29 protein-coding genes and 1 pseudogene are annotated in these 26,670 nt (G+C 39.0%); 18 read left to right on the forward strand and 12 right to left on the reverse strand.

Translation table 11 applies throughout. From position 1 onward, the window contains the following. Positions 1-305: 305 nt before the first annotated feature. The 5 genes from cydP to F944_RS08340 are packed head-to-tail and all read left to right on the forward strand — an operon-like array spanning position 306 to position 3,646. Positions 306-497: a cytochrome oxidase putative small subunit CydP gene (cydP, locus tag F944_RS08320; protein WP_004989285.1), complete on the forward strand. Its 192-nt coding sequence runs from the start codon at positions 306-308 to the stop codon at positions 495-497. Next, positions 497-2,083, forward strand: coding sequence for a cytochrome ubiquinol oxidase subunit I (locus tag F944_RS08325; protein WP_004989287.1), 1,587 nt, complete (start codon positions 497-499; stop codon positions 2,081-2,083). The genes cydP and F944_RS08325 overlap by 1 nt, the downstream gene beginning before the upstream one ends. Continuing rightward, positions 2,080-3,225 (forward strand): cytochrome d ubiquinol oxidase subunit II, encoded by a 1,146-nt coding sequence (gene cydB, locus F944_RS08330; RefSeq protein WP_004989291.1) that lies wholly within the window; start codon positions 2,080-2,082, stop codon positions 3,223-3,225. The genes F944_RS08325 and cydB overlap by 4 nt, the downstream gene beginning before the upstream one ends. Positions 3,226-3,243: 18 nt before the next feature. Beyond that, positions 3,244-3,345 carry a cytochrome bd-I oxidase subunit CydX gene (gene cydX / locus F944_RS16770; protein WP_000270276.1) on the forward strand — a complete coding sequence of 34 codons (102 nt, stop codon included), beginning with the start codon at positions 3,244-3,246 and terminating at the stop codon, positions 3,343-3,345. 4 nt (positions 3,346-3,349) lie between these two features. Further along, positions 3,350-3,646, forward strand: a complete 297-nt coding sequence (locus F944_RS08340) for a cyd operon YbgE family protein (protein WP_004989293.1) — start codon at positions 3,350-3,352, stop codon at positions 3,644-3,646. A gap of 60 nt (positions 3,647-3,706) precedes the next feature. On the opposite strand, the gene F944_RS08345 is transcribed toward F944_RS08340, so the two are convergent. The 3 genes from F944_RS08345 to ftsY form a co-directional block, all read right to left on the reverse strand. Beyond that, complete coding sequence (locus tag F944_RS08345; RefSeq protein WP_004989295.1) at positions 3,707-4,390, reverse strand: DUF2057 family protein; 684 nt, start codon at positions 4,388-4,390, stop codon at positions 3,707-3,709. Positions 4,391-4,614: 224 nt separating this feature from the next. Then, the gene (locus F944_RS08350; protein WP_004989296.1) at positions 4,615-5,211 is read right to left on the reverse strand and encodes a nitroreductase family protein; all 597 of its coding nucleotides are present in this window, start codon (positions 5,209-5,211) and stop codon (positions 4,615-4,617) included. A 190-nt stretch (positions 5,212-5,401) separates the two neighbouring features. Next, positions 5,402-6,535: a signal recognition particle-docking protein FtsY gene (gene ftsY, locus F944_RS08355; RefSeq protein WP_004989298.1), complete on the reverse strand. Its 1,134-nt coding sequence runs from the start codon at positions 6,533-6,535 to the stop codon at positions 5,402-5,404. 242 nt (positions 6,536-6,777) lie between these two features. Between ftsY and F944_RS08360 the strand changes: the two genes are divergently transcribed. Further along, positions 6,778-8,145 carry a M16 family metallopeptidase gene (locus tag F944_RS08360; RefSeq protein ID WP_004989299.1) on the forward strand — a complete coding sequence of 456 codons (1,368 nt, stop codon included), beginning with the start codon at positions 6,778-6,780 and terminating at the stop codon, positions 8,143-8,145. 10 nt (positions 8,146-8,155) lie between these two features. Further along, positions 8,156-9,721, forward strand: a complete 1,566-nt coding sequence (locus F944_RS08365; RefSeq protein ID WP_004989302.1) for a M16 family metallopeptidase — start codon at positions 8,156-8,158, stop codon at positions 9,719-9,721. On the opposite strand, the gene F944_RS16775 is transcribed toward F944_RS08365, so the two are convergent. Both F944_RS16775 and F944_RS08370 read right to left on the reverse strand, forming a co-directional pair. Continuing rightward, positions 9,645-9,968, reverse strand: coding sequence for a hypothetical protein (locus F944_RS16775; protein WP_004989305.1), 324 nt, complete (start codon positions 9,966-9,968; stop codon positions 9,645-9,647). The genes F944_RS08365 and F944_RS16775 overlap by 77 nt on opposite strands. Positions 9,969-10,086: 118 nt before the next feature. Then, the gene (locus tag F944_RS08370; protein WP_004989306.1) at positions 10,087-10,446 is read right to left on the reverse strand and encodes a hypothetical protein; all 360 of its coding nucleotides are present in this window, start codon (positions 10,444-10,446) and stop codon (positions 10,087-10,089) included. A 230-nt stretch (positions 10,447-10,676) separates the two neighbouring features. Between F944_RS08370 and F944_RS08375 the strand changes: the two genes are divergently transcribed. The 3 genes from F944_RS08375 to F944_RS08385 all read left to right on the forward strand — a co-directional run bounded on the left by F944_RS08375 (position 10,677) and on the right by F944_RS08385 (position 12,004). Next, complete coding sequence (locus F944_RS08375) at positions 10,677-10,910, forward strand: SEL1-like repeat protein (RefSeq protein ID WP_004989307.1); 234 nt, start codon at positions 10,677-10,679, stop codon at positions 10,908-10,910. A gap of 127 nt (positions 10,911-11,037) precedes the next feature. Then, positions 11,038-11,415: a DUF2750 domain-containing protein gene (locus tag F944_RS08380; RefSeq protein WP_004989308.1), complete on the forward strand. Its 378-nt coding sequence runs from the start codon at positions 11,038-11,040 to the stop codon at positions 11,413-11,415. Between the two features lie 157 nt (positions 11,416-11,572). After that, complete coding sequence (locus F944_RS08385) at positions 11,573-12,004, forward strand: CBS domain-containing protein (RefSeq protein WP_004989309.1); 432 nt, start codon at positions 11,573-11,575, stop codon at positions 12,002-12,004. A 28-nt stretch (positions 12,005-12,032) separates the two neighbouring features. On the opposite strand, the gene F944_RS17390 is transcribed toward F944_RS08385, so the two are convergent. After that, on the reverse strand, positions 12,033-12,155 hold the full coding sequence (locus F944_RS17390; protein ID WP_004989310.1) for a hypothetical protein: 123 nt from the start codon (positions 12,153-12,155) through the stop codon (positions 12,033-12,035). A 159-nt stretch (positions 12,156-12,314) separates the two neighbouring features. Here F944_RS17390 and dnaB point away from each other — a divergent pair, with 159 nt between their 5' ends. Then, the gene (gene dnaB / locus F944_RS08390; RefSeq protein WP_004989311.1) at positions 12,315-13,760 is read left to right on the forward strand and encodes a replicative DNA helicase; all 1,446 of its coding nucleotides are present in this window, start codon (positions 12,315-12,317) and stop codon (positions 13,758-13,760) included. A 60-nt stretch (positions 13,761-13,820) separates the two neighbouring features. Beyond that, positions 13,821-14,900, forward strand: a complete 1,080-nt coding sequence (gene alr / locus F944_RS08395) for an alanine racemase (RefSeq protein WP_004989312.1) — start codon at positions 13,821-13,823, stop codon at positions 14,898-14,900. A 17-nt stretch (positions 14,901-14,917) separates the two neighbouring features. Here alr and F944_RS08400 read toward each other — a convergent pair whose 3' ends face one another. Genes F944_RS08400 through F944_RS08420 form a run of 5 tightly spaced genes read right to left on the reverse strand, consistent with a single transcriptional unit; the run spans position 14,918 to position 19,058 of the window. After that, positions 14,918-15,343: a BLUF domain-containing protein gene (locus F944_RS08400; protein ID WP_004989315.1), complete on the reverse strand. Its 426-nt coding sequence runs from the start codon at positions 15,341-15,343 to the stop codon at positions 14,918-14,920. 50 nt (positions 15,344-15,393) lie between these two features. Next, positions 15,394-16,128 (reverse strand): proteasome-type protease, encoded by a 735-nt coding sequence (locus F944_RS08405; protein WP_004989316.1) that lies wholly within the window; start codon positions 16,126-16,128, stop codon positions 15,394-15,396. A 14-nt stretch (positions 16,129-16,142) separates the two neighbouring features. Further along, on the reverse strand, positions 16,143-16,922 hold the full coding sequence (locus F944_RS08410; RefSeq protein ID WP_004989317.1) for a transglutaminase family protein: 780 nt from the start codon (positions 16,920-16,922) through the stop codon (positions 16,143-16,145). Then, the gene (locus tag F944_RS08415; RefSeq protein WP_004989318.1) at positions 16,919-17,524 is read right to left on the reverse strand and encodes an alpha-E domain-containing protein; all 606 of its coding nucleotides are present in this window, start codon (positions 17,522-17,524) and stop codon (positions 16,919-16,921) included. Before F944_RS08415 ends, F944_RS08410 begins: the two co-directional genes overlap by 4 nt. Positions 17,525-17,552: 28 nt before the next feature. Beyond that, entirely contained in the window at positions 17,553-19,058 is a 1,506-nt protein-coding gene (locus F944_RS08420; protein ID WP_370685022.1) for a circularly permuted type 2 ATP-grasp protein, read from the reverse strand. 274 nt (positions 19,059-19,332) lie between these two features. Here F944_RS08420 and F944_RS17180 point away from each other — a divergent pair, with 274 nt between their 5' ends. Next, the gene (locus F944_RS17180; protein ID WP_004989324.1) at positions 19,333-20,334 is read left to right on the forward strand and encodes a helix-turn-helix transcriptional regulator; all 1,002 of its coding nucleotides are present in this window, start codon (positions 19,333-19,335) and stop codon (positions 20,332-20,334) included. A gap of 390 nt (positions 20,335-20,724) precedes the next feature. On the opposite strand, the gene mnmG is transcribed toward F944_RS17180, so the two are convergent. Next, on the reverse strand, positions 20,725-22,605 hold the full coding sequence (mnmG, locus tag F944_RS08430; RefSeq protein ID WP_004989325.1) for a tRNA uridine-5-carboxymethylaminomethyl(34) synthesis enzyme MnmG: 1,881 nt from the start codon (positions 22,603-22,605) through the stop codon (positions 20,725-20,727). Between the two features lie 234 nt (positions 22,606-22,839). Between mnmG and F944_RS08435 the strand changes: the two genes are divergently transcribed. The 5 genes and pseudogenes from F944_RS08435 (at position 22,840) to fis (ending at position 26,665) form a co-directional block, all read left to right on the forward strand. Continuing rightward, complete coding sequence (locus tag F944_RS08435; protein WP_004989326.1) at positions 22,840-23,076, forward strand: hypothetical protein; 237 nt, start codon at positions 22,840-22,842, stop codon at positions 23,074-23,076. 171 nt (positions 23,077-23,247) lie between these two features. Beyond that, positions 23,248-24,137: pseudogene (locus F944_RS08440) on the forward strand (bile acid:sodium symporter family protein). A gap of 101 nt (positions 24,138-24,238) precedes the next feature. Then, positions 24,239-25,135 (forward strand): 50S ribosomal protein L11 methyltransferase, encoded by an 897-nt coding sequence (prmA, locus tag F944_RS08445; protein WP_004989332.1) that lies wholly within the window; start codon positions 24,239-24,241, stop codon positions 25,133-25,135. A gap of 24 nt (positions 25,136-25,159) precedes the next feature. Further along, positions 25,160-26,023 (forward strand): DUF3426 domain-containing protein, encoded by an 864-nt coding sequence (locus F944_RS08450; protein WP_004989335.1) that lies wholly within the window; start codon positions 25,160-25,162, stop codon positions 26,021-26,023. Positions 26,024-26,395: 372 nt separating this feature from the next. Further along, entirely contained in the window at positions 26,396-26,665 is a 270-nt protein-coding gene (gene fis / locus F944_RS08455; protein ID WP_001086304.1) for a DNA-binding transcriptional regulator Fis, read from the forward strand. Positions 26,666-26,670 lie beyond the last annotated feature (5 nt).

Consider the following 26,670-nt stretch of genomic DNA (forward strand, 5'->3'; position numbering starts at 1 on the left):
TAACTATACCCACATAACTACAATCCGACCATTTTAGTTGGGTATTTAATTTCGCCTGAAATTTAATTATTACTATTTTAGTCGGATTTAAAATATTAAATACAACCGTTTTAGTCTGATTTATTTCAGCCTAAACTAGACTGCTTTAATATGTTTTTTATTATTTTTTAAATCAAAAAATATATTTATAAGTAATTGATATAAAACAAATTAATAATATATTTTTATTTTAATTGTTTTAATTGTTTATTTTTTTGTTTATGTCATTAATAATATGGTTAATCCATCCAGATAGGCTTGTATATATGAGCTTAATGAAAAAAGATTTTAATCAACGTTTAGTCAAAGAAATTACAATCATATTAATAATTAAGATTGTTCTTTTACTGACAATTAAACATATCTGGTTTGACGCCCCTACTATCCCTAAAAATTTTGACAATCAAGTTGCCGAGCGTATCGCTGGCACAAATTCCCAAATCAAGGAGACACGTTGATGATTTCTGAAAGCGTGGTCGATCTTTCGCGGTTCCAGTTCGCTATGACCGCAATGTATCACTTCATTTTTGTCCCTCTGACTTTAGGCCTTGCTTTTCTTCTTGCCATTATGGAAACGACATATGTCATTTCTGGTAAAGAAATTTATAAAGATATGACTAAGTTCTGGGGAAAACTTTTCGGTATCAACTTTGCTTTAGGTGTAACGACTGGTCTGACTATGGAATTCCAGTTTGGTACTAACTGGGCTTACTATTCACACTATGTAGGTGACATTTTTGGTGCGCCACTGGCGATTGAAGGTCTAATGGCTTTCTTTTTAGAATCGACTTTTATTGGTTTGTTCTTCTTCGGCTGGAATCGTTTATCAAAAGTACAGCATCTTGGTGTGACATGGTTAGTTGCTATTGGTTCAAATATGTCCGCATTATGGATTTTGGTCGCAAATGGCTGGATGCAAAACCCTGTCGGTGCTGCATTTAACTATGAAACCATGCGTATGGAACTGACCGATTTCGCAGCACTTATTTTTAACCCTGTCGCTCAGGTTAAATTTGTACATACTGTTTCGGCAGGCTATGTCACTGGTGCGATCTTTGTATTAGCGATTTCTAGTTATTACCTGTTGAAAAAACGTGACTTGCCATTTGCCCGTCGCTCTTTCGCCATTGCTGCTATTTTTGGTTTAGCTTCTACATTATCGGTTATTTTACTAGGTGATGAATCTGGCTATGAATTAGGCGATGTCCAAAAAGCAAAACTTGCCGCTATTGAATCCGAATGGGAAACTCAACCAGCACCAGCCAGTTTTACTCTATTTGGTATCCCAAATCAGCAAGAAATGCGCACTGATTATGCGATTAAAATTCCTTACGCATTAGGTCTAATTGCAACACGTTCAACCGATCAGCAAGTCACTGGTATTACCGACTTGATGAAAGAACATGAACTACGCATTCGTAATGGTATGGTGGCGTATAGCGAGCTTGAGAAACTTCGTGCAGGCGATAAATCTCCAGATTTGCTTAACTCATTTAAAGAAAACCAGAAAGATTTAGGCTACGGTTTATTATTGAAAAAATATACCGAAAATGTCACTGATGCGACTGAAGCCAACATTCAATCTGCTGTAAAAGACAGTATTCCGAACGTTCCTGCTTTATTCTTTACGTTCCGTATCATGGTTGCTTGTGGCTTCCTCATGCTCTTGCTCTTCATCTTGGCGGCATGGTCTGTGGCTAAACGCAATGCTGAAGATAAACCATGGTTACTTAAGTTTGCTTTGTTTGCTTTGCCATTACCGTGGATTGCGGCTCAAACTGGCTGGTATGTAGCAGAAGGTGGTCGTCAACCTTGGACGATCGGTGAAGTATTACCTACTCACCTCTCCGCATCTAGTTTAAGTACTGGAGATGTATGGGGCTCAATCATAGCACTTGCAGCGTTCTACACAGTACTGCTCATTATTGAAATGTATCTAATGATCAAGTTTGCACGCTTAGGTCCAAGCTCACTTCATACTGGTAAATACCATTTTGAAAAACAAGAGAACTCGAATTTGGTCGCTGAGGAGGCTCAATCATGATCGAATATGAACTCCTAAAAATAATTTGGTGGGTCTTGGTCGGGGTACTCCTGATCGGGCTTGCCCTAACTGACGGTTTCGATATGGGTGCCATGATTTTGATGCCTTTCGTCGGTAAAACTGATAATGAACGTCGCGTAGCAATCAATACGATTGCTCCGCACTGGGATGGTAATCAGGTCTGGTTAATTACTGCTGGTGGTGCAATTTTTGCAGCATGGCCAATGGTTTATGCGGTCGCTTTCTCGGGGATGTATTGGGCCTTATTGCTCGTTCTGTTTGGACTTTTCCTAAGACCTGTTGGTTTTGATTATCGATCTAAACTTGAAAATACCAAATGGCGTAACTCTTGGGACTGGGGACTTTGTATTGGTAGTTTTGTTCCAGCACTTGTATTTGGTGTAGCATTCGGCAACATGCTGGTTGGTGTACCTTTTAGTCTGGATGAAACTGTCCGTTCTCACTATGACGGTAATTTCTTTGGCTTACTTAACCCATTCTCTGTAGTATGTGGTCTAGTGAGTGTTGCTATGTTGTGTGCCCACGGTGGAGCATGGCTCATGCTGCGTACAGATGCTGCGCTACATCGCCGTGCGGCTAAAGCAACTCAAATTATGTCTGTTGTATACCTTGTTTGCTTTATTGCTGCTGGTGCTTGGCTTTATTTCGGTAACATTGAAGGTTATACCTTGGTACAACCTTTTGATACCAACGGTGTTGCAAATCCTTTAGCAAAAGAAGTGGTGACCAATGCGAATCATGGTTGGCTAAACAACTATAGCCAATATCCAATCACTATGGTTGCACCTATTGTGGGTATTCTTGGTGGTCTGATTGCTTTATTTGCTTCGAGTAAAAATAAAGCAGGATTAAGCTTTCTTGGATCTGCTTTAGCGATTGTTGGAACTATTTTAACTGCTGGTTTTGCATTATTTCCGTTCCTTATGCCATCTAGTATCAGTCCTGTTTCAAGTCTTACTATGTGGGATGCTGTTTCAAGTCATAAAACACTAGGTGTCATGACCGTTGCTGCATGTATTTTTGTACCAATCGTATTAAGTTATACCTTCTGGTGCTACTATAAAATGTGGGGTGTCATTACCAATAAAGACATTCAAGCTAATTCACATAGTTTGTACTAAGGTCACGAGGAGAAATATATGTGGTATTTCGCATGGATTCTTGGAATATTGATGGCTTGTTTTGCAGGTGTTCTAAGCGCTCTTTATATTGAGCATCATCAAAATTTAGATGAGGAATAACATTATGGCTGAAGCAGTGACAACAGTAAAAAGAAGTAAAGCGCAGACCATTGCGATGGTAATTTCATTTTTGTTGGCATTGCCACTTGCAGCTGTATTGTTGGTCCATCCTGGTATGATGCTAGATGCAAACGGACACTACAATCACAGTGTTCTTATGCTGGTTATGCTAGGAATTTCAGGCGGCTTTATTCATGGTGTAGGCTACATTCCCCAATTTTGGTTGTGGAAATGGTTATTTAGTCCTTACATCTCATGGCCACTGATGTTGATTGGTTATTATCTATGGTTTGTTAAATAATAGTCACTCAATAAAAAAACCTCCGAAATTTCGGAGGTTTTTTTATGCCTAAGATTTATCTTAATTCGACTGCCCTGCTAGCCACGCCATAAATTTTTGGCGTTCTGTTTTTGAAGATTTTTGCCATAACTCAACCAATTGTTGATCGTTGCTTTTAACTGCAGTCGAAGTTTGAGGGTTGATCACTGTGGTTGGAACAGCAACGCTTTCTTTAGCCACTACAGTTTGAGTTGCATATACGGGTGCAGGTTGATTTGCTGGTGCAGATTTAGTTTGAGTTAAATCATAAGCTTTGCCAAAAAGCCCTCTGTTAAACCAAGGCTTAGCTTCTGTATTTGCACCTGTTTGCTGAACAAGTAATTGGTGATTTGCATTATAAAGACCAATTGTTGGTTGTTCAGCGTATTTTTTTGCATCTTCAAAATTTGACGGCGCATTAACCAAATCTAGTTGATAAGTTGCTCCATCTTTTAGGGGTGGCGTTTTTAACGTTACTATTCCAGATTTAACAATATCGTGCTCACCATCTAGATGCTGAAAAAATTCCTGATAACGGACACTAATACTAATTTCGCCAGCATCAACTTTGTAATCATTTTCTTTTTTACGCAATAACCCTGAATTCACCTCTTGGTCATTGACCGCCAGTATTACGATTTCCTCTGGAGCCGTAATCGTCGCAGCTGCAAAAACAGAGCTACTTAAACATAAACTTAATGCGGCAAGTGTGAATTTTGAAGTCATTGTCGGATTTCTCTACATTTTTTTAAATCATGAGCACTATGCAGCGCAGTTGTGACAATTTTATGACAAATATTTCAAATATATGACTAAGTTATTAAATTTTATAATAATATTTAAATACTTAGTCATCAGGTGTATGCATCAATGCTAAATCTAACTTCCAATACATCCTCCTAAAAAAAGAGCGCGTAAACGCGCTCTTGATGTTTAAAAGAATATCAAACTTAGTTAAAGGTTTTAAAACGCTCATCATCGCTCATAAAATCTTTATCGCCTGCTTCTGCTTCAATTGAACCAAAGACCAATTGCGCGCGAAGTTTCCAGTTATGTGGAATACCAAAAGTTGTTGCAACTTCATCATCCACAATTGGATTGTAGTGTTGAAGTGACGCACCGACATTATGTTCTGCCAATGCTGTCCACGCTGCAAATTGAGCAATCGCAGTTGAGTGTTCAGACCAAACTGGGAAGTTATCTGCATATAATGCAAATTGCTCTTGTAAACCTTTAATCACCGCTTGGTCTTCATAGAATAGTGCTGTGCCAAAACCCGCAGAGAAACTATCAAGCTTGCCACTTGTCGCGGCAAAAGCAGCTTCAGGAACAATTTTTCTTAAAGTTTCACGTACAATTTCCCAAAATTTATGATGCGAATCACCAAATAGAATCACTACACGTGAAGATTGTGAGTTGAATGAAGATGGACTGTGTTTTACAGCATCTTTAATGATTTGCTCAATCTCAGCTTGTTCTAATGCAACATTTTTTCCGATTGCATAGATACTGCGACGATTTTTAATTTTATCTAAGAACGATGTCATTTGTTATGTCCTGTGTACATTTGACCTAATCGGTCGTGATCTGGAATGATGATTAGTTTATGCAACTCTTATGGCGTCTTCATTACTAATTTTATTACATACTGTTTTATTTTTAGAACAGTTTCATGCTTTAGCGCATCATCAAAACAAAAAACTCCACACGAAGTGGAGTTTCAAAGTTTAGATCAGATTATTTATCAGTTTCAAATAATGCTGCCACAAAAGATTTGGCTGAAAATGGACGTAAGTCATCAATTTTTTCACCAACACCAATGAAACGAATAGGTACATGGGTACGACTGGCGATATTAAACAGCACTCCACCTTTCGCTGTACCATCCAGTTTAGTAATGGTAATTCCTGTTAAACCAACTGCCTGATCAAACTCCTGAACCTGATTGATGGCATTTTGACCAGTTCCAGCATCTACCACCAGCATAATTTCATGCGGTGCAGTCGCATCAATTTTCTGCATCACACGTTTGACTTTTTTAAGCTCTTCCATCAGGTTACTTTTGTTATGCAAACGACCTGCTGTATCGGCAATTAATACATCGATTCCTTTCGCGCGTGCACTTTCAAAAGCATCAAAAATCACCGATGCACTATCTGCACCATGCCCTTGTGCCACCACTGGAATATTATTGCGCTCACCCCAGATTTGTAATTGTTCAGTCGCCGCAGCACGGAAGGTATCTCCTGCTGCCAACATGACTTTCTTACCTTCGCCTTGTAAACGCTTGGCTAATTTACCAATGGTCGTGGTTTTACCTACGCCATTTACGCCCACCATTAAAATCACATAAGGTGTTTTATTTGGATCGATATGTAAAGGTTTAACTCTTGGTGCAAGCAAAGCCACCAGTTCTTCCTGCAACGCTTTATAAAGTGAATGTGAATAGATCAAGTCACCACGCGCAGTACGCTCAGTCAAATTGGTAATGATGGTTTTGGTGGCGTCTACGCCAATGTCAGAAACCAATAATTGCTCTTCAACTTCCTCTAAAAGCTCATCATCAATCTCTTTACCGCCAATCAGGATGTTGACCATACCATCCGCCAAATTACGGCGAGTTTTGGTCAATCCATCTTTCATACGGCTAAAGAAGCCACCTTTAGATTGGGTCTCAGTTGAACTTTGCTCAGTATCTTCAAGATCAGAGGTTTCAGATTTAACAGCAGCAGGTAAAGCGGATTCTTGTGTTTTTACAGCATCATCAATAATTGGAACATTGACAGCAGGTAAGTTTGGTAATGTGACATCGTCATCCCCAATGTCAGCATCAATCAAGAATTTATTTTGCATATTCGATTGCTGTTGCATACCGATTCCCTTGAAAAGCAGCGGGTTAAAAAACAAAGAGTTTAGCACAGATTCTCTATATTGCCTGAGCTTATTCAAACTGCTTTTAAAGTGCAATTAGCCCTGCAAATGATTGGTATTACAAGGTGTTTTGCGATCATCCAGATAAAGAATCTTCACTAAAACACAACAGGATATTCTTGAGTTTAAACGTTATTTTTTTAAAAATAGATTGAAATATGAGAAATACCTATGGACGGCTTGTGTTCAAATCGTTACGACAATGTCTTAAATTCCCTATCCTTCATTTTTCTTTAATTTTCATAACGCTGACTACAAGTCATGCAGAAACACAAAGCCAACTTGGACGCACCACTTTTGAAACCACACTCACCAATGGTTTGAAAGTGATTATTCGGGAAGATCATCGTGCCCCGATTGCAATTAGTCAAATTTGGTATGCAGTTGGTAGCAGTGACGAATCAGGCAATATTTTAGGGGTCTCTCATGCGCTTGAACATATGATGTTTAAAGGAACGACCAAAGTTCCTGATAATGAGTTTACGCGTTTAAGCCGCATTTATGGCGGTCGAGTCAATGCGGCAACTTCAAGCAACTATACCAATTATTATCAACTTTATCCCAAAGCTTATCTACCTATGGCTTTGGAACTTGAAGCAGATCGTATGACCCATCTGGTATTACGTCAAAGCGATTTTGCAACTGAAATGAATGTAGTCATGGAAGAACGTCGTCAACGTACCGACGATAATCCTCGTGCGCTTGCTTTTGAACGTTTTAAATGGCTGGCTTTCCCCACTAGTCATGCACGGCAACCTGTAATTGGTTATATGAAAAATCTGCAAAACATTCAGTTAGAAGACCTTAAACAATGGTACAAAATCTGGTATAGCCCCAATCATGCCACCTTAGTGATTATTGGTGATGTGGATGCAGAGGCAACGCTCAAACAGGTTCAGAAGTATTTCGGACAGATTCCCAAACAGGTTTCAGGCGAGCGCAATGACGTGTTGGAATTTGATCGTGTCGGTTATCGGCACATGGAGGTTGAATTGCCTGTCCATGTAGCGAATTTATATATGGCCTGGAATGTTCGTTCTATCAAGACCGCCAAAAATCCGCAAGATGCCTATGCACTAACAATTATTCAGGCACTTTTGGATGGCAATATTTCTTCACGTTTGCAACAAAAACTGGTACGTGACAAAAAAATTCTTAGCTCGATAAGTATCAATTATGATCCTTATAATCGTGGTGACAGTTTATTTACGATTACCGCCTTGCCTGCGGATGGAATCAGTCTCTCATCTGCTCAAGAAGCCATTCAAAAAGAAATAGATTCACTTAAAACTGAACTGATTGAACCCGTTGAACTAGAGCGTGTCACCAATAATTTTGTTTCCAATCTGATCTATAGCCAAGACGATATTATTGGTCAGGCACATATGATTGGATTACTTGAAGTTAATGGTTTGAGTTATCGACTGGTAGATGATTTGCCTGAACATTATCAGACGGTAACACCACAAGATATTCAACGAGTGGCTAATGCCTATTTTGTTAAAAGCAATCTCACCACTTTATACCTAGAACCTGAACAAGAAAAATAAAGGATTGATAATGAACAATACCCTACTCATGCTCATGTTGACATCTCTGCTCTCTAGTCCAGCCTTTGCAGATATTGTGGATCAAAGTGTTGCTGAACAAGATGATCCGTCTCAACTAAAATCCATTTCACAACTGAGTAGTCTCAAAAATATTTCGAAAAGCACTGCTGAACAAGCACCGTATGTACATGATCTAAAAAATGCCAATCAAGTGCGAACACTATTTGTTGAATCACAAGCATTGCCGATTGTGGATATACAACTCACCTTTAATGCGGGTTCGGCACAAGATGAGCGTATAGGTAAAGGTTTATTTGGTATTGCTAATATGGCAGCCAACCTTATGACTGAAGGAACTGAAAACTATACTGCTGCCCAAATCGCCAATACCTTTGAACAACTCGGTGCACAATTTAGTGTCAAAGCATATCGGGATATGTTTGTCGTGCGTTTACGAGTGATGTCAGATCCCCAGAAAATGCAGTCCGCTATCAACCTCATGCTAGAGGTGCTTAATCACGCAACATTTAATCCATCCAGCTTAAATCTTATATATAGCAATACGCAAGTCGGTCAACGCCAGCTGCAAGAAAATCCGAATCGTTTAATTGATATTAAACTTTATCGTACTTTATATGGAACACACCCCTATGCAGAACCAATCACGGGAACTCATGCCAGCATTCGTAAGATTACTCCTGCATTGCTCAAACAGTTTCGCCAAGAGTTATTGGTCGCACAAAATATGAATATCGCCATGACAGGACAACTCACCACACAACAAGCCAGTGATCTCAGTATTAAAATCATTCAATCCTTACCCCAAGGGCATGCTGCACCGCCGCTTGTTCAACCCAAACTACAGCAGGGCTTTAACATACAGCACATTCCTTATCAGTCCACGCAAAGCTATGTCACGATGGGACATGTGGGTGTAAGTCGAAATGATCCAGATCAGCTAGCTTTAGAACTTGCCAATCAAATGCTAGGTGGTTCAGGATTTAACTCATTGCTCATGAAAGAGCTTCGGGTAAAACGTGGTTATACTTATGGTGCATATAGTACATTTAGCTTTACGCAGACAAGTGGCATTTTTACTTTAAACTATTCAACTCAACAAGATCAGTTGATGGATAGTATTCAGGTTGCACATCAAACTTTGCTTGATTTTGTCAAACAACCTATCGATAAAAAACAGCTTGAAGAAACACGAAGTGGAATGTTACTGGCTTTTCCAATGACCTATAGCAGCAATGCCAATATTAATGCACAACTTGGCTCCATTGGCTTTTATGGATTACCCTCAGATTATTTATCGAAGTATCCAGAACAGCTTAGAAAATTGACAGCACAAGATGTACAACGGGCAATTAGAACACACATTCACCCTGATCATCTTACAGTCATTGTTGCCAGTGAAAAGCTAGATAAAGAACAATTATTAAAAGATCTTCAAAATCATTTAGAACCGATTAAGCCTGTACAGATTGATCCCCAAATTATTCATCCTCTAAAGCCATCGCAGGATAGTGACGAGCCTTTGCATTCTCAAACTGATACGCCCGCATCAATTTAAAATATTCCGCGCGGTTAATCGTCTGTTCATGCAATAACCGACGTGCCATTTTTTGGGTTTCTGGGTTATTGGCCATGTCGGATAAGTTTACGACAATTTGATATTGTGGATGAGAAATAGGACGTTGTAATGCAATAAAAGCCAACAGTAACATCGCGATAATCATGATGGCGACGATACTGTTGTAAATGCGATCTAATTTGATTTCATTTACAAATTTTAAAAAATTATATTTTGATATGAGCATACCTTACCTCGAATGGATGTAGTGTATGGCTCATTTCAGTTGCACACAAGTCAAAGTGCCTCATTCTCCTAACAAAATAGAAGATTAGGTACTTTGGCATCAGAACAAACAATAAAATTTAGCTGATTAACGCACGAATAACGGCAAAATATAAAATAAAAGCAATAATCGCCAAAACAATCAAAATAGCGAAATAGCTCAGGCCTGTTTCTGCATCTGCTGGATGCAAGTCTTCTTCATCCGCCAAACGCAATAATTCACCATCATAGACGCGATAAAACCATGCCTTGGTTTGTGGATCAAGCTGTTGAGTAAAATCATGCACACGCTTACGCTGTGCCAGACAGTAATCACCTAAATGAATTTCTTGATGAAATATAGCCTCATCAAGTTGTTTGCGATGGTATTGCGCCAAAGCCACAATTTGAGACTCATCTGGAGGAACTTCAAAATTAAAACCATCGACCGTTGTTAGCATGTTGTTCTCCTTGTCATGTCATATTTAATTGTTATATTGATTTTACTAAAAAATATTTTTGTTGAATGTTTAATCATGTAAGCTTGTAATTCGGGCAACACGCCCCATTTATTACTTGACTTATCACGCTTATTGTAATATTAGTTTAACAATCAACTGCTAAATTAGTTTTGCGAGGCAAGTAAGCCGAGTTGATGTGATCATAATTACAACTATAAGGAGTTTTTAATATGATTCAACAAATTTCTCATCATGACTTAGAACATGTGTACGCATCTGCGGTCAATACAATTCAATCACAGATGAACTTTCAAGACGCTGTGAAGCAGCTTGAAGATGCAGCACGTGCAGGACACGGTAAAGCAGCGATGTTTCTGGCTGAACTTTACTACCAAGGCTTTCGTGTAGAACGAGATTCATTGAAAGCACAATACTGGCAACGAATGGCCACCATGCAAGCATAATCAAACGTCACCTAGGTGGCGTTTTTTAATGCCGCTGTAAAACTTTATTACGATTTAAAGCAAACGAGTAACTGAAATTAAGTATTTATTTTTTATAATAAACACGAATTTAAATCGCAGCAAAACCATGAAAACCTATACACAGTTAAATCCTGTATCTAAAGACTTGATAATTAAAATTTCTATTTTAAAAACCATGATGTATTGCGGCGCACTTTGGGGTTTATACCATCAAGGCTGGGCAATTAAATCAGATCAAGATGATTTTGTTTTTCCTTTTTGGCTCAATGGTGTGCAAGCACATCGTTATGCTAAAAAACACTGGCCAAATTATGTTCCCAAAAAAATTACGCCCCAAGATTTTCAGGAGTCTTTATTACCTACATTGACCCGTTTAAATGTTACGCCTGCTTTGTTTAATTCGAATCAACGCAAATTTAAATTATCGACACAACAAATGCGACATTTTTTCTTTGCACCTGCATCGAATTTAAAAATTGCATAAAATAATGTGTATTGAGTTTTAATCGGTAAAACTCAATACAAAACGCCAACGCCATTTGGCAAAATATTATTCATTTATACTTTCAAAGGCTTTGCATTTTCTTCAAATCGCGCTAAGTTAATTTAAAACGATAACACTAGCCAGAGGGACATAAAAGATGACAAACGTTGCTCAAGTTATACAAGATAAAGCTGAACAAGCCATTTATACTGTTTCGCCAGACGCAACCGTACTTGAAGCAATTTCGATCATGGCAGAAAAAGGGATTGGAGCTTTAGTTGTCACTCAGGATAATGAAGTCGTTGGAATCTTGTCTGAACGTGATTACACCCGCAAAGTTGCCCTGATGGAACGCTCTTCTTATGATACGACGGTGAGTGAAATTATGACTGCTAAGGTTTTAACTATTTCACGTTCAAATACAGTTGAAGAATGTTTACAACTGATGACAGACCGACATTTACGTCATTTACCTGTGGTTGAAGAGAATAAGTTGGTTGGACTCATCTCCATTGGTGATTTAGTTAAAGCAGCGATGCAGGATCAGAAGAATTTGATTGATCAATTACAGCAGTATATTTCGGGTTAAATAGCCTTAAATAAAGCAGGCATCTTTATCAGATGCCTTTTTCTTGAATGCTTAACTGCCCTATTTCCAAACTGATCTGCAATTCGATTTCATCCATCTGCAAATACTGCTTCGCTGAATGCAAGCTGTCTGTAATACCTTTATGAGACATGATTCGATACTCAAATGAAACGCATCGCATCAACTCTCACGCGACCACTACAATTTTTCGTCACTTGTACAATTTTCACCGAATTAAATTGTCCTGATGACCTTTATTTGGATTAAGATAACCCATCGGTATCGTTTCATCTTTTGATTAGGTCTTGTTATGTCACAGGCGAATGCCAATTTTACAAAAAATTCTCCCAATACAGAGAATAAAGTGAATGACTCAGGTCAACTAAAAGAATTTCGCACTCCTCCGCATAACCTTGCCATTGAACAAGCAGTACTAGCAGCGCTGATGACCGTTGCTGAATCATTTGAACAAGTGGGTGATTTACTCAAAGAAAGTGATTTTTATGCAACTCGTCATAAATATATTTTCCGTGCCATTGAGAAACTGGCACAAGAAAACTCACCTTATGATGCAGTATTGGTCAATGACTGGTTGGTGAAGCAAAATTTACTCGATGCCATTGGCGGTGAAGAATACCTGATGCAGCTTATGGCGGACTCCCCGTCGAGTTTTTACAATCTGGAAACTTATGCAGGCAAAATTAAAGAGTTTTCTACACTGCGTAGTATGATTAAAGTCAGTACTGATATTTTGCAAAATGCTTATGACACTAAGGGTCGTGCAGTCAGTGAAATTTTGGATTTGGCTGAAACCAATATTTTTTCATTGGCAGAACAACATAATAACAATAAGAAAGACGCGGGACCAAAATCGATTAGCTCAGTGACTGCTGATGTTATTAGCAAACTCGATGAGCTTTCTAAACTTGATGGCAATATCACAGGTCTAACGACTGGATTCTTAGAACTTGATAATAAAACCTATGGGATGCAGGCAGGTGATCTCATCATTGTCGCCGCACGTCCTTCAATGGGTAAAACCACCTTTGCCATGAACTTAGTCGAAAGTGTTTTATTCAATAGCAATTTGCCTGCACTGGTTTATTCGATGGAAATGCCTGCTGATTCCATCGCAATGCGTTTGATTTCCTCCTATGGCAAAGTGCACCAAGGGCATTTACGTTCAGGCAAACTGGATGGCGATGAATGGTCGAAAGTCACAGGTACGATCTTGCAGCTTCAGGAAAAGCATCTCTATATTGATGATTCCTCCGCACTCCCCCCGACGGAAGTACGCTCACGCGCACGACGTATTGCTAAAATGCATGATGGTAAAATTGGCTGCATCATGGTCGACTATTTGCAATTGATGAAAGTTCCAGGTATGGGTGATAACCGTGTAGGCGAGATTTCAGAAATTTCACGAAGTTTAAAAGCACTGGCGAAAGAGATGAATTGCCCTGTTATAGCACTGTCTCAGCTCAACCGTAGTCTGGAAAATCGTCCCAACAAACGTCCTGTCATGTCTGACTTACGTGAATCGGGTGCGATCGAGCAGGATGCCGATTTGATCATGTTTATCTATCGGGATGAAGTCTACAATAAAGAATCTAAAGAAGCTGGTACTGCCGAAATTATTATTGGTAAACAGCGTAACGGCCCGATTGGAACAGTCCGTTTGGCTTTTGAAGGTCAATATACCCGCTTTAGTAACCTCTCACCTGAGTATTACAGTCAGTATGATGATGAGGAATAAGGTCTTAATTATTTATCCTCTTTAAAAATTTTTCCATGCCATCCCAAAGGAGAAATCAGGGTGCGCCAAGCAACAGTTTATATTGATAGCGCTGCGCTGCAATATAATTTAAACCGTGTCAAACAACTTGCACCAAACTCAAAAATCGTGAGTATGGTCAAAGCCAATGCCTATGGACATGGAGTCAAAGACTGTTTAGCAGCCTTAAATAACACCGATGCTTTCGGTGTTGCCACTCTGGAAGAAGCACTCGAGCTTCGTGCTCAAGGCTCAAATCATGCGATTACCCTTATTGAAGGTATTTTCAATGCCAATGAAATGCATGCTGTTTTACAACGTCAACTTGAATGTGTCGTACATCAGCAGCAGCAAGTAGAATGGTTATTAAAATATAAAGCTGAATATATTCAACAAGGCTTAAAAGTCTGGATCAAACTCAATAGTGGAATGAACCGCTTAGGTTTTAAAATAGATGAAATTGTTGATGTCATTACACGTTTAAAAACTGAAGGTTTCCATTGTGTATTGGCAATGCATTTTGCCAATGCCGATGTACCAGAACATCCAATGAATCAGCAACAAATCCAACAACTACTCAGCATTAAAGAAAGCTGTGCGCCAATTGAGGTTTCATGCTGCAATTCAGCTGCAATTTTTAACTGGCCAGAACTTCATTTTGATTATGTACGTCCGGGCATTATGCTGTATGGCGCTAGTCCTTTTGCAGACAAAACCGTACATGAGCTGGATTTAAAACCCGTCATGACCTTTACTGCCCGAATCATTGCGCTTAACCATATTCAAGCAGGTGATTCAGTCGGTTATGGCTCATGGTTTACCGCCGACGAAACAATGGATATTGCCATTGTTTCAATTGGCTATGGGGATGGCTATCCACGCGCTTATATTAAACAAAACTACGTTGCAGTGAATGGACGTCTTACACGAGTAATCGGACGTGTTAGCATGGATATGATCGCGATTGATGTGACGGGATTAAATGTATCTTTAGATCATGAGGTTGAGCTTTGGGGGCAGCATCGTTTGGTTGACGACGTTGCCGAAGCAAATGGAACGATTGGTTACGAGTTACTCTGCCGTTTAAGTAACCGACCGATTCGCCGAAAAATCGAAAATTAAATCAGATCAACCCATGTTTAACCATGGGTTTCTGCTTGTACATCTTTTAAAATTTCGAGCAAACGTTCTAGCGAAGTTGGATTAAGTAGATATGGATTAAAAGTGTTGCTCCCAAGCTCAGCAAAAAAACTTTTTACTTCACTACGTTTACGCACATATTTCATTGACCAGTCTTTAAAGTTGGCGTGTTCAGCACTTCTTTCATCAAGAACATGAAAATGTGAATGACGCGGATCTTTCTTTATAGAATCCAGTAACGTCAAAACTTGTTGCTGTTCGCCCTCAAGACATTGAAAAAAATAGTTATCAGCAAAATATAAGACACCTTGTATTTTGTGAATGTAATTGAAATGCATCGCAGTTGTAAGAATTTCTCTCAGATCAACCATAAGTTGCTCATGCGATGAGGTGGTTTGACTTGCATAACAAATTTGATAATTCATAATTATATTTCTTTATCTGTTAATAAATTAATTATGCATGCCGTTTTCAATTATTCCAAATAATCCTCTGAAGGTTTTGGAATTTCATGCAAACCTGCACGCAGTATTTCCGACCATTGTTTACTGATTTTTTGAAAATACTCATCATCTTGAGTAACACGTTTACCTTTTGGCATTTCCAGACTATCAATATGATACACCAATACATCAAGCGGCAATCCCACTGACACATTCGAACGTAAGGTAGAATCGAATGAAAGTAGGCTACAACGCAGTGCTTCATCCAAAGGCATATCATAAGTTAAAGCACGATCTAGTATTGGTTTACCATACTTGCTTTCACCAATCTGAAAAAAAGGCGTGTCTTTAGTTGCACAAATAAAATTCCCTTGTGGATAGATATTATAAAGTTGATGCTCTCCTTCCCCAATTTGACCACCCACAGTCAAACTACAGTAGTAATTACTTTGTTCAAGCGTATCTTCGGTCACATCTTCAATGACTTTGCGCAAAGTTCGCCCAACCAATTGGGCAACTTCAAACATGGTATTTACGGTGTATAGATTGGGTTGTTCCTGTAATTCAAGCTGATTTCGCAAATGACCGATCACAGCCTGTGTTGTTGCAAGATTTCCAGCAGTTTGAATCGCAATAAAGCGCTCTTTTAATTTCCCAAAAGTGTAAAGTTTTCGAAAAACTGAAATCTGATCTACACCCGCATTGGTCCTCGTATCACTAATGAAGACCAAGCCATCTTTAAGCCGTAAAGCACAACAATAAGTCATTTTTTTCATTCCATTCAACAAGCAAGTACCTGCACTGTTGATCGCATTTTTTCCACACCACCTTTTTCACGAATACCCCTTACTGGCGCAACATCAAAATAATCACGACCAATTGCGACGTAAATATGTGAAGAAGGTTCAAACAATTGATTACTCACATCGAAACAATACCATTGTTTATGCAAAAATACTTCAGCCCATGCATGACTTGCTAGATGAGGCGTATTTTTATCATACAAATAGCCTGAAACGTATCGCGCTGGTAAATTTAAAGCCCGACACATGGCAATCATTAAATGTGCATGATCCTGACACACGCCCAAACCTGCGTAAAATACTTCTTTTGCTGTGGACTGAACTGTGGTTGCATGCGGGCAGTAAGGAACTTTCAACAAAATTTGTTCTGCTAAAACAATAAGTTCTCTCAACGAACCCATCGTCACAAATCGGGTGGCAAATTCCAACATATTCGCGTCCCACAACGTAGCATGTGTCGGCTGCAAAAAAAGTGACAACGGTAAACTTGCTTGGTGTCCCTCATTTCCACCACAATGTAATTCAACGATTCCTTGCGCCATGATGGTTAAATGTTGATAGTCAAAACGCTGTGAACAAGTCAGCCATAGATTATTAAAAACATCCTTTTTAAGTACCCGTTCACCCGGAACACTAATGTCCCAGTAATGAACGTATTGGTGCTGTGAACTTTGAGGAATCATCTTAATATATTGGATACTGTTACACGCATTTTCACTATAAGTGTAATGCGTTTGATGATTCACCATAAGTTTCATACAGGCGCCTCAAACATGAGATGAAGTTGATCATGAAAATGATAAAAAGACATCAAATCAGGTTGTTGCTTCAAATCAAGCCATGCTGTTTCAAGAGCCAACCAGCCATAATTTTTTAAAGCTGCAACGGTTTTATCGAGTTCATCAATTAAATTTTCAGGATTTTGTTTAAAGCGTAAGGTCTCATCTAATTGCTCAATTTTTTGACCCAAACCAAAAAACAGTAAAATATCGGTATCTGTTTCTGCTTCCAAAATCTCATTACATTCTTGGACTACATTACAAATATAACCCGATTGTTCACCTGCATTTCGAATAAGTGCGTTTAGTTCAGCATAGGCTTTTGCAGGTAAAACAGCACGTAATTCATGAATATTGTCACTCGCATAGCTAAATTGTTTCATCAATGAATACGGCTGCTCAGGATCTAGTGCCAATTCATTCAGTGATGCTGCATCATAAGCAGGTAAACAAAAAGCATGACAAAATTCTATTGCAGCCTGATCCTGTGTAAATGGAATCCGATTGCAAAAAAAGTTGATGCGCATCAAATAACGGCCTAACCAGTAAATATGTTGTGCATTTGAACTCAGTAAAATCATAATTTCTTCCTTGCTAAATGAACATTGATCAAGAATGTAGTGCTTCAACAACCCAAGTATCTTTGATGCCACCACCTTGTGATGAGTTCACAACAAGTGAGCCAGCTTTCATGGCCACACGTGTCAAGCCTCCCGGTACAATCTCGGTTCGATAAGGCGATGACAATACAAAAGGACGTAAGTCGATATGCCGCTCTGCGATGCCATCCTGAGTCAAAGTTGGCGCCACAGATAATTCGAGTGTCGGCTGTGCAATATATAAATGCGGATGTTGCAAAACTTTTTTTCTGAACTCCGCGATTTCACTTTTGGTTGCTTGTGGCCCAATCAGCATTCCATATCCACCAGAACCCTGTGCCTCTTTAACGACCAGTTGTTCCAGATTGGCAACTACATAATCCAGTTCATCTTCACGTCGACATTGAAAGGTTGGCACATTTTTCAAAATTGGCGCTTCATTTAGATAAAAATTAATCATATCATCCACATAAGGATAGATTGATTTATCATCCGCAACCCCAGTACCCGGAGCATTTGCAATCACAACATTGTGCTGCAAATAAGCAGACATCAAACCTGCGACACCTAAGGTACTATCAGGTCTAAAAGCAAGTGGATCGAGAAATGCATCATCAACACGGCGATAAATCACATCGACACGTTGACGACCTCGAATAGTTTTGACATAGACGTGATCATTTTCAACAAAAAGATCGCGACTACTGACTAGCGGCACATCCATTTCACGAGCTAAAAAAGCATGCTCATAATAGGCGCTATTAAAGCGTCCTGGGGTTAACACCACTATAAAAGGCTGATCAACATAAGCATTTTCCTCCAAAATCGCACGGAGTAATGTTGGATATTGTTCGATTTCTTGTAACGGGTTTGCCGCACATAGCTCTGGCATAAGTTTTTTACTGATTTTTCGACTCTCAATCATATAAGAGACGCCTGACGGTGTTCTCAAATTATCTTCGAGAACAAAAAAATCACCTTTTCCATCACGAATGATATCGATCCCACTGATTTGTGAATAAATTTTTCCTTTTAAATCATGATTTAACATGTGGGGCTGAAAAGCTTCATGTGTCATCACCTGCATTTGAGGAACAATCTGTTCTTTCAAAATATGCTGATCATGATAAATATCATCTAAAAATAAATTTAAAGCTTTGACGCGCTGCTCGCAGCCTTTGGATATTTTCTCCCATTGCTTTTTTTCGATCACTCGTGGAATGAGATCATATGGAATCGTTCGTTGTGTGCCTTCTTCTTCACCATAAACCGTAAAGGTAATCCCTTCATATAAAAAATGTTGCTTTGCCTCAGCATTCAGTTGCTTCAATTGTTCGAGACTATGCACCGACAGCCATTGCTCTATCTTTTTAGAAACTTCACCACTTGAGCTGACATCATCTAGCATTTCGTTAAAAAATTTTGATTTTAACTGCTCAAACAAATTGGTATTTACACTTAACTGGTCAATGAATAAAGACTGGCTGTTGATTACTCCGCTCAATTTATCTTTCATATATTGCTCACCTAGGGCATGCATCTCTTTATCTTCTTCTAACATAATTACCTGCCTTTTTTCTTGTTGACTCATTATCCTATAAAGCAAATACAGTGCCATTTATGCAGATGCTTTCCTTATTTTTGGAAAAAAAGTGAACTGGCTTCAATGAGGTTCTTGTAGAAAGTTGTATCGGGATATAAGCAATATTTCTGTTACATTCTTGCCAAAACGATCAAGTTTTTCTATTGTGTTGCTATTCAAAACATTATTGACCCACTTACGATCGACTATGTCTTTACAAGAAAAAGAAACCTCCAATAGTTTGCACCGACAATGGCAAATTTTATCGCGCCTTTCGACAGGCAAATGGATGGGAACGCGTGAACTACAAGAAATGCTGGAACGTGAAGGGGTTGATATTAGCCTGCGCACTATTCAGCGTGACTTAAACCAGATTGCGCAACGCTTTCCCATTGAAAGCAATAAGACCGTACCACAAGGCTGGCGCTGGCGTTCTGATGCTCCTATTCAAAGTCTGCCGCATATGACCAGTTCTCAAGCGGTGACATTTATGATGGTCGAAGAACATTTAAAACACCTGTTACCCCCCAGTCTGATCGAAGAAATGAATCCATGGTTTGATCTGGCACGTCGCAGCCTGTCGACTCAAAATAATGTTCGCCAATGGATTAATCGTGTTCGAATTGTGCCTGCAAGCCAACCATTAATTCCGCCTTTGGTCGATAAACATGCACAACAAGCCGTTTATGAAGGTTTACTCCAAGATAAACAGATCGAATGTATTTATCGACCACGTAATATTCATGCTGAAGAAAAAACCTATATTTTAAATCCGCTGGCTTTGGTACAAAAAGGTGCAATTATTTATTTAATTTGTACACGGCACGATAAATCCGATGTCCAAACTTTTGCTTTGCACCGTTTTAAATCAGCATCTGTACTAAATTCGCGCGCTTTACACCCAGTAAATTTTGATATTGATCAATATATTGACTCAGGCGCTTTAGGTTTTCGTGTTGACTACAACAAACCGACTGAAATTGTTGAGTTAAAGCTGACCATGACTGAAAATACGGCACAGAGCTTTTATGAAAGTCAGCTTAGTAAAGACCAAAGCATTACGCCCATCGATGAAAATATTGTAGAGATTCGAGCAACGCTCCCTTTTACCTCTCAATTGGTCTGGTGGCTACGCAGTTTTGGTAAAAAAATTCTACATATTGAGCCGCTTGAAGTTCATCATGCGGTCAGAGAAATTGAAAATGAATAAAAAAAAGAGAGCATTGCTCTCTTAGAGTTTTTATAATTTTTGATATTCAAACAATATTACTTTTTCTTGTTGATTAAAATACTGGCACCCATTTTCCCAAGCCCCGACACCAAAGAAAATGGATACCAATTCGTGCTGAGAACCATGATTTAACATAAGCATGCTAAATCATAACCATTATAACGAATCGACTTCATGGTCATGTTGATTACCTCTTGGTTTTGAACGTAAAGCCACTATAAGAAATTTCAGGTCGCATGAGAAATAACAAAATTGACAGAATAAATGCATTTAAATTCTTAAGATTTTTTCATATATCATTTTAATTCATATAAAAAAGCCCAATTGAGACTGGGCTTTTTTATATTCTGATTGCGTTTACATCATCTATTATGCAATTTTCTTAGTTTGATTATTTTTACGAATCGTAATCATCACTAATTGTACCGCCGCAGGAGTCACGCCTGGGATACGATTGGCTTGTGCCAATGTTTCAGGGCGTACCGTTTTTAACTTTTGCGTAATTTCCCGAGACAGGCCAGAAACCACATCATAATCAAAATCTGCTGGAATTTTGGTTTCTTCCAAACGTTTCATTTGAGCCACATCTTCATGTTGACGATTGATATAGCCTTCGTACTTGACTGCAATTTCAATCTGTTCACCCACATGCGGAGATACTTGAGAATCTGTTAATTCAGCAATCTGGGTAAAATTCACATTTGGACGTTTAAGTAAATCAATGGCACTGGATTCTTTACTTAAATCCGCACCCGTCATTTCCACAAACTTTTTGCCCATTGGGTTATTCGGCGCTGCCCATAAATGTGCCAAACGTGCTGTTTCAGTTTCAACAGCTTCCATTTTTTCACAGTAAGCAGCCCAACGAGTATCATCAACCAAACCTAGCTCACGACCAACTGGCGTTAAACGCTGATCTGCATTATCTTCACGCAACATCAAACGATATTCTGCACGAGAAGTAAACATACGGTAGGGTTCTTTGGTTCCAAGTGTAATTAAGTCATCAACCAACACGCCCATATAGGCTTGATCACGTTTTGGCGTCCACTGCTCTTGATCCCATGCACGACGCGCAGCGTTCAGACCTGCAAGCAAGCCTTGTGCCCCTGCTTCTTCGTATCCTGTTGTTCCATTAATTTGACCTGCAAAGTACAAATTATTGATTGCCTTGGTTTCAAGGGTAAATTTCAGAGCTTGCGGGTTGAAATAATCATATTCAATCGCATAGCCTGGACGCAAAATATGGGCATTTTCCATACCACGAATTGAACGCACCAATTCAAATTGCACATCGAATGGTAAAGAGGTTGAAATACCGTTTGGATACAGCTCGTGTGTATCCAAACCTTCTGGCTCTAAAAAAACCTGATGCGACTCTTTATCTGCAAAACGATGAATTTTATCTTCGATGGATGGACAATAGCGCGGCCCTACACCCTCAATCACACCTGTATACATTGGAGAACGATCAAGACCTCCACGAATAATCTCGTGAGTTTTTTCATTGGTGTGTGTGATGTAGCAATTCACTTGCTCTGGATGCATCGAAACATCCCCCATAAATGACATCACTGGTGATGGAAAATCACCCGGTTGCGGAGTCATTACAGAAAAATCAACTGAACGCGCATCGATACGTGGCGGAGTACCTGTTTTTAAACGACCAACGGGTAAATTTAATTCGCGTAAACGATGTGCCAATGCAATTGATGGAGGATCACCTGCGCGACCACCACTCGATTTTTCCAATCCAATATGAATGACACCACCTAAAAAAGTACCCGTGGTCAATACCACCGTTTTAGTTTCAAAGTGTACGCCCATTTGGGTAATTACCCCCTTCACCGTATCGCCCTCAACGACTAAATCATCGGCTGCTTGCTGGAAAATATCCAGATTTGGTTGGTTTTCAAGGGTATAACGGATGGCAGCTTTATAACGCACACGGTCGGCCTGAGCACGCGTTGCACGAACGGCAGCACCTTTACGCGAATTTAAAATACGAAACTGGATACCACCCTTGTCCGCAGCTAATGCCATGGCACCGCCTAAAGCATCGATCTCACGAACCAGATGCGATTTACCAATACCACCAATCGCAGGGTTACAGCTCATTTGCCCCAATGTTTCAATGTTATGCGTCAAAAGCAAGGTCTGTCGCCCCATACGCGCAGCAGCAAGCGCCGCTTCCGTACCTGCGTGACCGCCACCAATAACAATAACATCATAAACTTTAGGGTAATGCATGGCTGAAAAACACCAAGAAAAAAGGACGAAAAATTATATCAAAAAACCCTGTAGCAATATGGTTTTTTTACAAAAATAAAGACACAAAATTTACAGCAATATACAAGATGTGACATTTTATATAAGTATTTCAGCATAAAACGAATTAACTTTTTAAAAACCGACTCTTAGAATAAGACTGTGTCAGTGCTTTATAGTTAAAAACCTAAAATCAACTTTAAAAAAGGTATTGAAATGAAAAACATCATGTTAAAAACAATCGCTGTATCTGCTTTACTTCTTGGTGGTATGACGCTAGCAAATGCTGAAGAAGCAACAGTGAGCAAAGCAGAAACTAATGCACAGGTCAAAGCATGTGCCAAGAAAAAGCAAGGTGACTGGGCAACTTACGGCTACAAAGGCGTAACTTTTAATGGTACTTGTCAGCCGAATGAAAATGGTAAATTGCAATTTAAAGCGCCTGCACCATAATTGTAAAACTGCTTTAATTTAATCTGTAAAACACAGGCTTACTATGCCTGTGTTTTTTTATGAAAAAATAATAATTCTACTTATAAATGTAATTTATCCGATTGAAATATATTCAATTTTAGTTAGAATCATTATGACACCAGGATATAAAACAACAAAAGGAAATAAGATATGGATTCTGGAATAATTACGATTTTCTACCTATAGCACTTGCAATCATTATGGCTGGACTAGGCTTGGAGTTACGACCTCAGGATTTTAAGCGTGTTGCAAAACATCCTAAAGCAGTTTTCTTGGCCTTATTTTGTCAATTGATGATTCTGGTCAGTATCGCATTTGTAATTTGTAAGCTATTAGCCCTTCCTCCCCTTTTGGCCGTTGGTGTGATGCTACTGGCAGCGTCACCGGACGGGCCTACAGCAAACTTATTTAGCTATCTTTATAAAGGTGATATTGCACTCAATATTACTTTAACAGCAATCAATTCTGTAATTGCAGCATTTACCTTGCCTTTTATTGTCAATCTGTCTATTCAACATTTTATTAATGATGGTCAACAGCTTGGACTTCAGTTTAGCAAAGTCATTCAGGTTTTTCTTATTATCATCGTACCTGTTTGTTTAGGCATGCTTGTTCGCTATTTTTCACCTAATGTTGCGGACAAATTACATAAACCAGTGCGTACCTTTGCAGTGGTATTTTTAATACTGATTATTATTGGTGCTGTGGCAAAAGAACGAAATAGTATATTGGAATACATTATGCAGGTTGGACTGGCAACATCTCTATTTTGTATCGCAAGCTTATTGATCGGCTACTTTATCCCACGAATATTTGGGATCAGTAGTACGCAAGCACGTGCTTGTGCTTTTGAAATTGGGATCCATAACAGTACGCTGGCCATGACCATTGCTCTCACCATACTTGCAAGCACCACTATTGCAATGCCTGCGGCAGTTTATTCAATATTTATGTACATATTTGCTGCTATTTTTGGAACGTTGTTAAATCGTTATGAGCCTCAAAGAGCCGAAACTCACTTAGTTGCAAAAAATCAATAACCTTCTCATCAAATCAATGGGTCACTCGTTGAAATTATTTCTCGAGTGATCCATTTATCCGTTACAATAGCTGTTTCAAATCGAATTTAGGTCTTATTCCCGTGAAGTGGTTACAAATACACATTACTGTTGATCAAGCGCAAGTGGATTTTACAGAAACATTACTTATGTCCTTAGGTGCAGTAAGTGTAACGCTAGATGATGCCGAAGATCAGGTATTGCTTGAGCCGCTTCCTGGAGAAACTCCGCTTTGGAATAAAGTGATTGTAACTGGGATTTATCAGGAAGATGATCAAGACCCTATCGATGTAGAAAAACTGGAAGCTTTTCTAAAAGAACAACTTCCTGATGCACCTATACGTCATGAACAACTTGAAGATCAAGTCTGGGAACGCGCATGGATGGATTATTATGAACCCATTCAAATCGCAAAAAAGTTCTGGATCGTACCTGAATGGTTAGAAGCTCCAGACAGCAATGCGGTTAACATTAAACTTGATCCGGGGCTGGCTTTTGGTACAGGGAATCACGCTAGTACTTTTCTTTGCCTGCAATGGTTAGGACAAACTGATCTTAAAGATAAAATTGTGATCGATTATGGTTGTGGCTCAGGTATTTTGGGTGTCGCAGCATTGTTGCTTGGGGCAAAAAAAGTCTATGCCACTGACATCGACCCGCAAGCTGTATTAGCCACCAAACAAAATGCTGAACTCAATCATGTATTAGATCGTTTATTTGTCGGTTTACCTGAAGAGTTTAATGCAGAATTTAAATCGCAAAAAGCGGATGTTTTAGTGGCCAATATTTTAGCTGCGCCACTCATGGCACTTGCGCCAGAGTTTGCAACTTTGCTCAAATCTGAGGGAGAGTTCGCACTTGCAGGCGTAATCGAAGAGCAAGTTGCTGATGTTACTGGTGTTTATTCTGAGTTTTTTGATATAGTACACATCGAGAAGCGCGAAGAAAACTGGTGTCGCATATCAGGGAAGCGCCAATAACAAATAAAAGTAGATGACGGTTCCATGAGTGAAAAACAAACCCGCTGCCCCAAATGTTTGACAGTATATAAAGTCTCACTAACTCAGCTCACAGTTGCTCAGGGTATGGTTTGTTGCCCCAAATGTGATTTAAACTTCAATGCACTAACTAATCTCATTCTGGCAGAAGATCATTCTGCCAGCTCGATTCAGTATTCAGCTTTAAATCAATGTGCGATTTCACCCTCTGCTTTGCAATACAGTAGCTTTAATGTTCTGGATATTTTTGATCGTAGAATTGAAAACTCAAATATTGATTTGCTGACCTATCTCAATAATTTAAATTATTTTCAGAATGAAGAAATCAGCAGTTTTCCCCAACTCAATCTTGCGGAGAGCGAAAGTCCAAGTTTAGACAATAGTCCCAAAAAACGTAAAAAGCATAGTCTGCTATATTATGTAATCTGGAGTTCTATTAACGTCGTCTTATTGGGAATCCTGTTCTTCCAAATTTTATGGTTCAACCCAAGAGTGATGCATAATAGCCCTGTACTAGGCGCGGTATTCAATCAATTATGCAGTGTATTTATTTGTAAGAAACTTGAAGAGAACTATGCACTTTTGACTATTAATAAAGTTAAAGTCGTGAGCATTGAGCAGCATAAAACTCGTTTTTCAGGTGTTTTGGTCAATTATCATGATAAAAGCTTACAGCTTCCTCTACTCAAGCTGACTTTAAAAAATAAACATGAGAATAAGAGTGTTATTTTAAAGCCTCAAGATTATTTAGCCGCCAGCCTCAATGGTATCCAGCGTATTCCCAAAAACCTGCCTTATAAGTTCGAATTTAACATTAATCAGCCCAGAAAAAGCTTTGATGATTATACTTTAGAAATAGTCCACCCCTAATCACTAAAAAAAACATAAAAAAAATGAAAAAAAATGCAGTTAATTTGCTCACTTTTTCTTAGACAATGGTATCATACGCGCCACGAAAGCTTGACCCTACAACATCTTCGGATTTATCCACAACAATTACTGTCGTCATCTGTGCTTTATCAAGTGATAGCGCATTGCGTGGCTTTTTTGTTTTTGAATCTGGGCTGTAACAAATATTAAACTATTGTTACGCTTATTTTTCGCACAATATACAGAGTTGTGGCAAGCTGTTGTTTCCATGTTTTAGAACCTCTGTTTTAGGATCTAAAACGGGGTTCATTATTTAGACCACATTTACATACTGCTTTACCCAAGCGGTAATATGATTTCGGATTAACTCGCATGAATAGCAAATCTCCTATTTTTACTGCACAATCTGATGTTGCTCTTCGCATCCACGTGGATCGCGCAGTTCGCCATTATTTTGCACAATTGCAAGGTGAGCAACCATCACAAGTTTATGACATGGTGCTAGCAGAAATGGAGAAACCTCTTTTATCTGTCGTCTTAGAATATACCCGTGGCAATCAAACTCGTGCTGCGGAGATTCTAGGCCTAAACCGTGGAACTTTACGCAAAAAGTTAAAAGCTCACGGCTTAATGAGTGAATAAATGAT

Origin of the sequence: Acinetobacter ursingii DSM 16037 = CIP 107286, assembly GCF_000368825.1 — a bacterium.
GTDB lineage: Bacteria > Pseudomonadota > Gammaproteobacteria > Pseudomonadales > Moraxellaceae > Acinetobacter > Acinetobacter ursingii.